Origin of the sequence: Spirosoma sp. KNUC1025 (genome assembly GCF_045160025.1) — a bacterium.
Lineage (GTDB): Bacteria > Bacteroidota > Bacteroidia > Cytophagales > Spirosomataceae > Spirosoma.
This window is the reverse complement of sequence record NZ_CP087139.1, coordinates 538,313-549,928: the sequence shown is the minus strand read 5'-3', so window position 1 is coordinate 549,928 and position 11,616 is coordinate 538,313. Positions and strand designations below refer to the sequence as shown.

General features: G+C 47.5%; 13 protein-coding genes and 1 pseudogene. 5 read left to right on the top strand and 9 right to left on the bottom strand.

From position 1 onward, the window contains the following. Nucleotides 1-109: 109 nt before the first annotated feature. Nucleotides 110-457 (bottom strand): MauE/DoxX family redox-associated membrane protein, encoded by a 348-nt coding sequence (locus tag LN737_RS02485; RefSeq protein WP_405515926.1) that lies wholly within the window; start codon nucleotides 455-457, stop codon nucleotides 110-112. A gap of 131 nt (nucleotides 458-588) precedes the next feature. Then, complete coding sequence (locus LN737_RS02480; protein WP_405515924.1) at nucleotides 589-1,767, bottom strand: glutathionylspermidine synthase family protein; 1,179 nt, start codon at nucleotides 1,765-1,767, stop codon at nucleotides 589-591. Nucleotides 1,768-1,925: 158 nt separating this feature from the next. Between LN737_RS02480 and LN737_RS02475 the strand changes: the two genes are divergently transcribed. The 4 genes from LN737_RS02475 to LN737_RS02460 all read left to right on the top strand — a co-directional run bounded on the left by LN737_RS02475 (nucleotide 1,926) and on the right by LN737_RS02460 (nucleotide 4,486). Then, nucleotides 1,926-2,882 carry a nucleoside hydrolase gene (locus LN737_RS02475; RefSeq protein WP_405515922.1) on the top strand — a complete coding sequence of 319 codons (957 nt, stop codon included), beginning with the start codon at nucleotides 1,926-1,928 and terminating at the stop codon, nucleotides 2,880-2,882. A gap of 29 nt (nucleotides 2,883-2,911) precedes the next feature. Then, nucleotides 2,912-3,370 carry a regulatory protein RecX gene (locus tag LN737_RS02470; protein ID WP_405515921.1) on the top strand — a complete coding sequence of 153 codons (459 nt, stop codon included), beginning with the start codon at nucleotides 2,912-2,914 and terminating at the stop codon, nucleotides 3,368-3,370. Nucleotides 3,371-3,431: 61 nt separating this feature from the next. Then, on the top strand, nucleotides 3,432-3,596 hold the full coding sequence (locus LN737_RS02465; protein ID WP_405515919.1) for a hypothetical protein: 165 nt from the start codon (nucleotides 3,432-3,434) through the stop codon (nucleotides 3,594-3,596). Further along, the gene (locus tag LN737_RS02460) at nucleotides 3,578-4,486 is read left to right on the top strand and encodes a glycosyltransferase family 4 protein (protein ID WP_405515917.1); all 909 of its coding nucleotides are present in this window, start codon (nucleotides 3,578-3,580) and stop codon (nucleotides 4,484-4,486) included. Before LN737_RS02465 ends, LN737_RS02460 begins: the two co-directional genes overlap by 19 nt. Nucleotides 4,487-4,491: 5 nt before the next feature. Here LN737_RS02460 and LN737_RS02455 read toward each other — a convergent pair whose 3' ends face one another. From LN737_RS02455 to LN737_RS02425, 7 genes are all read right to left on the bottom strand, one after another. Then, complete coding sequence (locus tag LN737_RS02455; RefSeq protein ID WP_405515915.1) at nucleotides 4,492-5,295, bottom strand: FkbM family methyltransferase; 804 nt, start codon at nucleotides 5,293-5,295, stop codon at nucleotides 4,492-4,494. A 242-nt stretch (nucleotides 5,296-5,537) separates the two neighbouring features. Beyond that, entirely contained in the window at nucleotides 5,538-6,587 is a 1,050-nt protein-coding gene (locus LN737_RS02450; RefSeq protein WP_405515913.1) for a ribonucleotide-diphosphate reductase subunit beta, read from the bottom strand. 337 nt (nucleotides 6,588-6,924) lie between these two features. Beyond that, nucleotides 6,925-7,695 (bottom strand): HNH endonuclease, encoded by a 771-nt coding sequence (locus tag LN737_RS02445; RefSeq protein WP_405515911.1) that lies wholly within the window; start codon nucleotides 7,693-7,695, stop codon nucleotides 6,925-6,927. Continuing rightward, nucleotides 7,667-7,750, bottom strand: coding sequence for a hypothetical protein (locus tag LN737_RS02440; RefSeq protein WP_405520285.1), 84 nt, complete (start codon nucleotides 7,748-7,750; stop codon nucleotides 7,667-7,669). Before LN737_RS02440 ends, LN737_RS02445 begins: the two co-directional genes overlap by 29 nt. After that, the gene (locus tag LN737_RS02435; protein WP_405515909.1) at nucleotides 7,740-7,910 is read right to left on the bottom strand and encodes a hypothetical protein; all 171 of its coding nucleotides are present in this window, start codon (nucleotides 7,908-7,910) and stop codon (nucleotides 7,740-7,742) included. Before LN737_RS02435 ends, LN737_RS02440 begins: the two co-directional genes overlap by 11 nt. Nucleotides 7,911-7,978: 68 nt before the next feature. Beyond that, a complete protein-coding gene (locus LN737_RS02430; protein WP_405520283.1) occupies nucleotides 7,979-8,275 on the bottom strand; it encodes a type II toxin-antitoxin system VapC family toxin in 297 nt (98 codons plus the stop codon). Nucleotides 8,276-8,383: 108 nt separating this feature from the next. Continuing rightward, entirely contained in the window at nucleotides 8,384-8,626 is a 243-nt protein-coding gene (locus LN737_RS02425) for a hypothetical protein (protein ID WP_405515908.1), read from the bottom strand. Nucleotides 8,627-8,784: 158 nt separating this feature from the next. On the opposite strand from LN737_RS02425, the pseudogene uvrA reads away from it, so the two are divergent. Continuing rightward, a pseudogene (gene uvrA, locus LN737_RS02420) lies at nucleotides 8,785-11,614 on the top strand (excinuclease ABC subunit UvrA). The last annotated feature ends 2 nt before the right edge of the window (nucleotides 11,615-11,616 follow it).

Below are 11,616 nucleotides of genomic sequence, written 5' to 3'. Positions count from 1 at the left end.
GTATCAAGCGCCTGCCGACGTATCAGCTTTAATGACTGAACCTTCTCCGTAAGGGGCTACTGAAATCCTGGCGTATTATGCGCTATCTAGTTTACATAGCCTTTCGTCATCAGGTGAACTGATACGCCCACCAGATAAGAACGCCTTGTAGAGGTAAGCGTGCCCATCGTATCCAGGCTGGAAAATGGCGAAAGCGATTTGACGTAACCATATATACGTTAGCGGGAAATACTGCGACAAGCAGCAAAATTAAGCCCCAGGCCGATAGCGAACGGGTAGCCGGAAATAAAAGTCCAACACCCAGAATTATTTCGGCCAGCCCGCTCAGAGTCACCATCAGATGATGAGCAGGAACGTAGGGCGGCATTATGGCTAAATATGTTTTGGGGTTGATGAAGTGATTGAATCCGGCTGCGATGTAAACAACGGCTTGAATATAAAGACTTAATGATGGCATAACGTTGTTTGATTTACAGCAGTCAGGTACGGGCTTTTAGTCAGCACCCGCTGGCCCAGTAAGCCTAACAGGTGCTGATCGATTGAAAATCGAATTCCGTACGCTGTAAACAGTAAACCAAACCGTATTGATTAAACTTGTTCTATAATGTGCCCGACAAAGCCAGCGCTGTTATCGATGATCAGTCCGCCCCGGCGGAAGCCAAGTCCACAGGCTTCTCCCGCATAGAAGACCCCGGCCTGATACGTATACCCAGCGGAATCGTTCATGAACTCGACATACTCCTGATAAATCTTTGGATAGTCACCATAGTCCCCATCTCTGAACTGGTGCTCGCTGCCGTCGGCATTCAGAATCCGAATGTTAGCCCCTTCGCGCCCAAACAGGACTTTCTCTACGCACGCTTTACCCGGTAGAGGGCTGGTGCTGGTTTCGAGAAGCAACGGATGATTGGGGTAAAGTTCCCAAAGGATTTTTAGCATGTATTTCGACTGGAAGAGCAGCGTGTAGGCAGGGTTCAGAACCAGAGCCAGCCGCTTGCGCATAATTTCAGCCAGTATTTGTAGGAGTTCCGGTTCGTCTTCGGCAATAGCTTCCCAGGGAATCAGCTTAAACCAGAAATCAACTTTCTCAAACTCCCCATTTTTGGGATTCTGCCAGAAAATTCCTTCCTCTGCCGAAAATTCTACATTATCTATAAAATCGAATTCACTCTCAAAGCCAGCTTCCCGCGCGGCTTCGCCCAACAGCATTACATTGGCATCGTCTTCTGGAAAATCACGCATGGCCGACAATAATAACGTCGGTTGAAGGTCGGGATTCAGCGCCAGAATTTCTTCGAACTGGCTCGTTAAGGTTTCAAATACCGAATTAAACTGGTGGCTTTCGTCGAGACCATTTGCTTTGAGATGCGCGTATTGAACTACAGCTGTTTCGGGTAAGCAGGTAGCGGTATCTGCATTAAATTCAATAAGTTTAATGGGTTGGTTATCAAGCCCACCCGCCAGGTCGAAGCGGCCATACAGGTGGATATTTCGTTCATCTTCCCAGGAAGATTTAATCAGATCAATCAGGTTGGACGGAATGCCTAAGTCCGCAAATCGATTTTCATCAATAACGTATTGCCCGGCTGCTACGAACATGTCAAACAATTCATTAGCAGCATCATAGTAAGCATCTGCTTCTTCAGGTTGTACGATAACAGCTTCACTGGCCAGGTAGGGCAGGGTGTCCTGACCAAGCATCCAGTCCCAGCCCATGTGTCGTACTTGTGTATCGGGTGGTGTCGAAAGGGTTCTAAGAGAAATCATACGGATTGTGGGTTGCAGGTTGTGCGTTACGATTGTTCCAAAAACAGTCCGTAATTCGTACCTTGATGACCGGTACGTTGGAGTGTACCGTTTCGTAAATTTCGCTTATTAATATGTCCCGAACCTACCTACTTTCAACATGTTTGCTATTAATCTTGATGATCGGTCCAGTTAGTGGACAATCGGTAAAGAAGGCTGCCGTTGTTCCTGTGATTTTCGATACCGATATGGGGCCCGATTACGATGACGTTGGTGCCATTACGCTGCTCCATGCTTTTGCCGACGAAGGAAAAGCTAAAATTCTGGCTACTATTGCCAGTACTAACTACCCGAAAGTAACGCAGGTGCTGAGTGTGCTGAATACGTACTTTAACCGACCAGACATACCCATTGGTGTTCCGAAAGGAAAGGCCGTTAGTGATAAGGATACGCAACACTGGTCGGATACCATCACGGCCCGTTACCCACACCGTATCCAGTCAAACAGCGAGCTGCCCGACGCAGTGGCTTTGTACCGGCAGATTCTGGCTAAACAACCCGACCGCAGCGTAACGATCATAACGGTCGGATTTCTGACGAATCTGGCTAATTTGCTCAATTCTAAACCCGATCAATATTCTAAACTGTCGGGGAAAACCTTAGTGACGCAAAAGGTAAAGAACGTAGTGAGCATGGCTGGAAAATTTCCGAGTGGACGCGAATACAACGTATTTAGAGACACCCTTTCGTCACAAATTGTGTTCTCTAACTGGCCGACACCTATACTGTGCAGTGGCTTTGAAATTGGCGAGAAAATTCACTCGGGACTACCACTGACGAAGAATGCCAGCATCAAAAACAGTCCGGTGAAAGATGTGTTCAGGATTTCACTGCCCAAATCAAAGGAGGATGCAAACGGTCGGATGAGTTGGGATCAAACCGCTGTACTGGTGGGAGTTAACGGTTATGAACCGTACTATACGGTAAAATCGGGACGCCTGACGATGCATGAAGACGGGTCAAACGGTTGGGATGAATCGGGGAGAGGGCATTCCTACTTAATCGAAAAAAGACCGGCGTCGGAGGTTGAAACGCTAATCAATCAATTGATGCAACACCAGCCCATGAAACGGTAAAAAGCTGGATTGCCGAATACAACATTACCATGACGGATTTAGTGAAAGAGGCTGTTGGGAAAGCCGCTATGTTTTGCGCTTACCAGGAACGGACTCAGCAGGAAGTGCGTGATCGATTGAAGGATTGGGACGTAACAGGCGATGAGGCAGAAGAAGTAATTGCTGAATTAATTCAGCAGAACTACCTCAATGAGGAACGCTTCGCTAAAACGTTTGCGGGGGGTAAGTTCCGCGTGAAAGGTTGGGGAAAACGCAAAATCAAACAGCATTTGCAGCAGCGCGGTATCTCCGGGTATAACCTCGATCAGGCCATGAACGAAATTGCGCCGGACGATTACCGCGAAACCCTCACTACGTTGCTGGAGAAGAAGCGCCAGAGCATCCGCGACGAAAACCCGCTGGTTGTCAAACAAAAACTAGTTCGTTTTGCCCTTAGCAGAGGCTACGAATCGGATCTGATTTTTTCGGTTTTGGGTAACGAAGACTAGACTATATTGGTAGTAGCTAGTCTTTTTGTCCTATTTTGCGGTTTAACCGCCTGCTAATTCTATGCCCAGCCTATTTCTGGAAACAGAACAAATGTCAAACCTGACCAGCGGCCTCGGTCAACTTTGTTTGCACCTGGGTCGTGAGTTGGTTCGTCAGAAACCCGCCGACTGGGAGCTGACTTTTTTGTTACGCGTGAGCAGGCAGGTATGTTCGGGCCGTCGGTAAACTACATTGTTGCCAGTAAATGGCACCGCTTTTGGCGACCGTGGAAGTTCGATGTCTGGCATTGTATGTATCAGGGTTCCCGATTCTATCCACTGCGCCCGACGAAATTTGTTTATACCATTCTCGATCTTAATTACTTATCCCTTGCCGACTATTCGGTCAAACGGAAAGCGCGTCAGAAAGCGCGTTATCAGGCTCGTATTGATCAGGCAACGATTATCACAACCATCTCGAAGTACGTAGCGAAGGATGTGCGCCAGCAACTGGACGTACCGGTCAATACGCCAATGCAAGTGGTCTACTGCGGAGTCGATATTCCCGGGAACCTACCAATGACTCCCCCAGAGCGCAAGCCCGAGGGACCGTTTTTGTTTTTTATTGGAATGCTTCAATCCTATAAAAACGTCCATACCATGCTGCCACTGCTTGTTGCCAATCCTGATTACTGGCTGGTACTGGCTGGGCCCGATAAGCCTGAGTATAGTCAGCAGATTTGGGAACAGGCTCGCCAGTTGGGTGTGGCGGATCGATTGCTGATGCCAGGCCCCATCGATGAACCAACAAAGTGGTGGTATTACGCCCATTGCGAAGCCTTTTTGTTTCCATCATTACTAGAGGGCTTTGGTATTCCGGTTATCGAAGCGATGTCGTTCGGAAAGCCTGTATTTAGTTCTGCGCTGACCAGTTTGCCTGAAGTTGGCGGAACTGAAGCTTTTTACTTCCCTGCTTTCGATGCTGAATCGGTTGTCGAAACCTTTAAGGAGGGCATGAAGCGCTATAAAAATGACCCGGCCATGCCTGAACGACTGCGTTTGCAGAGTCAAAAATTCACCTGGCAAATTGCTGCAGCCGAGTACTGGCAGCTGTATCAGAATCTGCTTCATTCCTAATCGCTTCAGTTTGTCTGCTGTACTGCTTCCAGGGCGTAGCAAAACGAATTGATCGGTACGTAAGTTGTGGTATACCCCAGTGACTGGACGTATTTGTTGAACGCGTCGATATTATTCCGATTATCATCCAGGTTATGCACTTCCACATACATCCGTTTGATCCGTTTGAGCAGCTCAGGATCGGTATGATAAATGATATCGAACTCGCTTCCTTCGCAATCCAGTTTCAGCAGGTCAATCGCGCTTAGCTTATTGTCACGGATAATCTCGGTAAGCGTAATGCTGTCTACGCTTAATCGCTGGGTGTTGTTTTCGTTGAATCCGGCAAAGACCGAAGCGACTACCTGATTGTTGTCGGCACCTTCGGCAAACAACGATAGTTTGTCGGTCGGCTGGCCTGTTACGGCCATTTCAAAAATCTGCACGCTGGGTAGTAATCTTGGATTCTGCTGAAGAATATCCTGAAATGTTTTTACGTTGGCTGGGATTGGCTCGTAAGCATAAATCGTGGCTTTGTTGATTTTGGACAGAAGCTGAACATCAAAAAAACCGACGTTGGCCCCAATATCAATCACCACCGGCTCGGCCGGAAGCTGGCTGACCAGCGAATCCATTTCATACACATCAACCATAAATATTTCCTTGAACAACAGATACAGGCTGGCTGGTACGCGGAAATGAATCGGTAAGGGCTTCGTCGTAAACGAAAGGGGGCGGCTATGACGGTCACCTTTATGCAGCAGATACTCTGCCGGATTGGCGACGTGTCGCAGGAGTCTGAAATAGCGACGAAGACCTTTTACTGCCATGAGGAGTTGGTTAATGGAGGTTGTACAAAGTAAGATGTAAACGACCACATTATCAGCAGGCAGTCCTAAATTGTCGTTCGATGATCGATACCGAGCGAAGCAGAGGGATTACGTATATCCAACTGCATAAAAGGCTAGGGAATGAGCACTTTTATGGGAAAAACTGGCTGGCAAAGCCAAAAAACAACGTCCCGGAAAGCCTGAAGCCTGCCGGGACGTTGTTTGTAAGAAATAAAGTAACCCTAAAAGTCAGCGTCGAACGTAATGCCTTTAGGCTCTTCGACTACAGCAGCCGGAGCGGGATTCTCGGCATCCTGCGGGTTTTGCGAAGCTGCTTTGGCGGCTTTGAACTTCGCCATCACTTCACCACGCTGATACTCGCCAACCCGTTTCTCGAAGAAGTTGGTTTTGCCCTGTAGTGAAATCATATCCATGAAATCGAATGGATTCGTTACGTTATACAGCTTACGCAGGCCAAGCGTAACGAGCAGGTGGTCAGCTACGAACGCGATGTATTGCTTCATCAGCTCGGCATTCATCCCGATAAGCGACACCGGTAACGCGTCGGCCACAAATTCCTGCTCAATTTCAACGGCATTGCGGATAATGTCGTAAATCTCAGACTCTGGCAACTTATTGACAATGTGGTCCGTATACAGCATACAGGCAAAGTCGCGGTGCAAGCCTTCATCGCGCGAGATCAGCTCGTTGGAGAAGGTTAAGCCCGGCATCATTCCCCGTTTCTTGAGCCAGTAGATCGAGCAGAACGAACCCGAAAAGAAAATACCTTCTACCACGGCAAAGGCAATAAGCCGTTCGGCAAACGTTCCGTTGTCGATCCAGCGCAGGGCCCAATCGGCTTTTTTCTTGACGCACGGAATCGTATCGATGGCGTTCAGGAGCCGGTCTTTTTCATTCGGGTCTTTGATATACGTATCAATCAGCAGCGAATAGGTTTCGGAGTGGATATTCTCCATCATCACCTGAAAGCCGTAGAAACATTTCGCTTCGGCATACTGCACTTCCGACAGAAAATTAACGGCCAGATTCTCATTGACAATCCCATCCGATGCGGCAAAGAACGCCAGTACGTGTGAAATGAAGTGGCGTTCGCCATCATTTAGACTGTTCCAGTCTTTCATATCCTGACCGAGGTCAATTTCTTCGGCCGTCCAGAACGACGCTTCGTGGGTTTTGTAGTACTCCCAAATGTCCCAGTGTTTGATTGGAAACAGCACAAATCGGCCTTTGTCTTCTTGTAAGATCGGTTCGATCACATCATTTTGTACCATGGTGACGGGAAAGCGTTTTTATGTGAACATGCCCGATTTCGCTGATAGGGAAAGCGGACAGAAATTGTGTAAACTCAGGTTAACAAAGTTACGATTTCAGCCCGCCCACACAAGGCCGAAAACAGGAATCAACGTTATCAGACAAATGACCGTTTTGTGAAATACTCAGATAGTCAATCGGTTATTGGTTATGGCTTAAAGGAAGTTCTTGGAATAGTTCTTTAATAGTCCATTACGTCAACGTATTAATTTAAGTTGATTTCTCAAACTAACTTTATGGTAAGCAGACCTAATCTTCTAAGCGTAAGTCTAGACCGAGTAACTGCTATTTTACTTGTCATAGTTGAAACTGCTCCAGCCTGTATTCCAGAAATTCTTTCTTGGGTAGGTATGATTTAGGTAAGCGAACTGGCTGGTACTCAAAACATCCAAAAAAATGCTGATAGAAATCCTTCGTTATGTAATCTTTCAGTCGTTTTGATAGAAGCAGTTTGTAGTCGGTATCAATACAAATCAGTCCTTTCTCATAAGCACGGTCATACAGGTTTGACAAGCAGATACCATTTTCGGGGTTTAGGCGATTATGTTCATCTTCAGCCCAAGGCTTAATGTGTCCGGCTACAAGCAACTTGGGCAAGTCAATACCAGAAATAGCGCATCTACTTTCATACGTTTTTAAAATCATCTGTCTAAAAACGCTTTGGTTGACCCGCGTTTTCACAGCTCTAATTTTTACTTCGCCTTTCAAATCTTTCAGGTTAAAGGCGATCTCAGGGTAAGCTTCTTCTATTGTTTCGTGCCTGTATTCCGCCAGGATGCGCTCACTTTCGAAAATGAGTTCTTCCTGATTGTTGATAAATTCATCCCAAATAGGCTGAACCTGCCTAACTCCATTGGCTAATCCTACAATTCCACGTTGCTGATGATATGGATCAACATGAGCGAAGTTGTTAAGTCGCATGGAAACAGCATTATCCGTCCGGCCAATTATTTGCGATAATTCCTGAACTTCTTTAGTGCGTTTATCTAGCTTCCCAAAAGGGAGTTTTAAGTAAAGGTTGAATACTACTATCAACTCATTACGAGTCCAGAGGTCTGTTCTTGCCATGTACGAAAATTACGGTTTTGTATTTGGGAAGTACTACGCCGGGTTTACCGAGCAGGTTTTTGTCGTGGAGTCGGTAGCGGATCGAACCGGCGTCCCGGACCGTGTGCGTGAAGAAATTTGCGGACGATTAGTTCCGGTTTAGTGTCTTTGCTACGTACCCGGCTCATGTTGTAGCTGCACGGTCCGGCGCTCCGGTTGAGCTGGGGTGTGTACATCGGTCATATATTTGTGTTGAGTGTTTTGGTTACAACAGCTAAACACCATATTTGTCTGGTAGAGTTAGCTACCAAATAACTTCGATGACATCCCGATAGCGGCTAAACTTCTCATCGGCCGAGATTATGGACATCTGTTCGGCAAGGGCAGTCGCTAAAATAAGGCGGTCGAATGGGTCGCGGTGGTCGGCATAGAGGGGAATCTGATTGTATACCTCAATATGCCGGTTATCGAGTTGAAGAATGTGAATTCCGTCCTGTGCTGTCTGATTAATGACTTCATTTACAGATACACGAAAATCCGGTAGTTTCCCAATTTTTATTTTGATTGCGATCTCTACAAAACTGAGTTGAGATACATGAATTCAATTTATTGGGTTGGCTAGAATATTCCGTGCGTACTCAGAAATGCCATTATTACTCTCCTGGACCCAAATCAGTATCTGGGTATCAATCAATACGTTCATCTGGAACTACATATACTCGTTAAGGTCATCGATTGGCTCGTTAAAATCAGTAGGCGTACTAACTTTTCCTGCCAGTGAGCCAAAGCGAATGCCCTGCATGTCTGATGGGACATCCTTTCGATTTTTACCGTCTACTATAGGCTCATCCTCCAAAAACGTCACAATAACTTTTGTGCGTTTTTGAACGGGGGGTGTTTCATCCCAGATAATCTGCCCATTTTCGTAAGTACCCTGAATAGCCGTTAGCATAGCTTACTGTTTTTACGTAAAGATAACAGATTTGCCAGTCGTTAAAACCGGTCGTCCTTCCGGAAACTACCCCCGGCTGTTTTACGTTGTTCTCTAGAATAAGCCAACCTAACGTGACAGAAGAAAAAGCAACCGAGCTTCGGCCCGGACTTACCGATATTGACCTGACGGGCTACGACCAGATTGAAGTTCTCGGCGCCCGCGAACATAACCTGAAAAATATTGATGTTACCATTCCCCGCAATAAGCTGGTTGTTGTAACGGGTATCAGCGGAAGTGGGAAATCGTCTCTTGCCTTCGATACGATTTATGCCGAAGGTCAACGGCGCTACATGGAGAGTTTTTCGGCCTACGCCCGTTCGTTTATTGGCGATATGGAGCGCCCCGATGTGGATAAAATCAACGGCTTAAGTCCGGTGATTTCCATTGAGCAAAAGACGACCTCCAAAAATCCTCGCTCTACAGTGGGTACCACCACGGAGATTTACGACTTTCTACGGCTGCTCTACGCTCGTGCGGGTGAGGCTTTCTCCTACGTAACGGGTCGCAAAATGGAACGGCAGTCGCAGGATCAGATTATCGACACAATTCTGGAACAGTACGCCGGGCAGAAACTAACCTTGCTGGCGCCGATTATTAAAGGGCGTAAAGGCCATTATCGGGAACTGTTTGTGCAGATTGCCAAAATGGGCTACACCAAAGTTCGGGTGGATGGAGCTGTGCAGGATATTGCGCCAAAAATGCAGTTGGATCGCTACAAAATCCACGACATCGAAATCGTAATTGACCGACTTGTTCCCAAATCCGAAGATCGGTATCGACTGAGTCAGTCGGTGCAAACGGCTCTCCGGCAGGGGAAAGGAGCCATGCAGATGCTGGACGGAAGCGGTACGCTGGTGTATTTCTCGCAAAACCTGATGGACCCCGAGTCGGGTATCAGCTACGACGAGCCATCGCCTAATACGTTTTCATTTAACTCGCCATATGGAGCCTGCCCGGTTTGTCATGGACTTGGAGTGGTGGAAGAAATTACGGAAGAGTCGGTTATTCCCGATCGGTCGCTGAGTATCAGTCGGGGCGCCATTGCACCACTAGGAGAGTATCGGGAGTTGTGGATTTTTAAGGAAATCGAAGCGATTCTGAAAAAATATAAACTTAACCTGACGACCCCCTCACCAAATTTCCCGATGACCTGATCTATGCCCTTATGTACGGTACGGAGGATGAAGCCACTGTACCGTCGAAAAAATATCCGGGCGAGGACTATTACAGTTTCAAGTTTGAGGGCATCGTTAACTTTCTGAAACGGCAGCAGGAAAACAGCACCGACAAAATTCAGGAGTGGCTTAAGGATTTCATGGTTGTGAAAACCTGCCCCGAATGTGAAGGTGCCCGACTGAAAAAGGAATCACTTTATTTCCGAATCGATCAGAAGAATATTTCCGAACTGGCCCGTATGGACATTTCGGAGCTGACAACCTGGTTCGAGGGAGTCGAAACCCGACTGAGCGACCGGCAGAATATCATCGCCAAAGAAATCCTGAAAGAAATCCGTAAACGTATCGGTTTCCTGCTCGATATTGGCCTCGACTACCTCACGCTCGACCGCCCGCTACGTACCTTGTCGGGTGGCGAAGCGCAACGGATTCGATTAGCTACCCAGATCGGTACGCAATTAGTAGGTGTACTGTACATTATGGACGAGCCGAGTATCGGGCTGCACCAGCGCGACAACGTCAAACTGATCGATTCGTTGAAGAACCTTCGCGATTTGGGAAATACCGTACTGGTTGTTGAGCACGATAAAGACATGATGCTCGAATCCGATTTTATTCTCGATATAGGTCCCGGTGCGGGACGCCACGGCGGGCAGGTGGTGGGTATCGGTACACCCGAAGAGTTTCTGAAAAATGGAAGCACTACGGCCGATTACCTCAGCGGTCGGCGGAATATCGACGTACCGGCCGAACGACGCAAAGGCAATGGTAAGTTTCTGATTATCAAAAATGCAACGGGACACAATCTGAAGAACGTAACGCTGAAACTGCCGCTGGGCCGGATGGTGACCATTACGGGCGTATCGGGCAGTGGCAAATCATCGCTGATTCACGAAACGCTGTTTCCGGTGCTGAACCGCCATTTTTATAAATCGAAACGGGAGCCGCTGCCGTTCAAATCCGTTGATGGACTGGAATATCTGGATAAAGTAATTGAGGTCGACCAGTCGCCGATTGGCCGTACACCCCGCTCGAATCCAGCTACCTACACGGGTATGTTTTCCGAAATTCGGACCCTCTTTGCCGAACTGCCCGAAGCCAAAATTCGGGATACAAGCCCGGTCGGTTCTCCTTCAATGTGAAAGGTGGCCGTTGCGAAGACTGTGAAGGAGCGGGTATGAAAAAAATCGAAATGGAGTTTCTGCCTGATGTGCATGTCGTTTGCGAAACCTGCAAAGGCAAGCGCTTCAATCGGGAAACTCTGGAAGTGCGTTTCAAAGGAAAATCCATTGCCGACGTGCTCGATATGACCGTAGAACAGTCGCTGGATTTCTTTGCCAGTCAGCCGAAAATTCTACGTAAAGTAACCACTTTAAACGATGTAGGGTTGGGCTATATTACACTCGGTCAGCATGCCACTACGTTATCGGGTGGCGAAGCACAGCGTGTGAAGCTAGCCGAAGAGTTGTCGAAGAAAGATACGGGGAAAACGCTTTATATTCTGGATGAGCCCACAACAGGACTGCATTTTCAGGACATCGCTCACCTGCTCGACGTATTGAACAAATTGGCCGACAAGGGCAATACGGTGCTGATTATTGAGCATAACCTGGACGTAATCAAAGTATCCGACCACCTCATTGACCTCGGTCCGGAAGGCGGTAACAAAGGTGGTTACATCATTGCTGAGGGCACACCCGAAAAAGTGGCGGAGGTCGAAGGAAGTTATACGGGCAAGTTTTTAAAGATGGAATTGGCAGAAAATAAGTAATG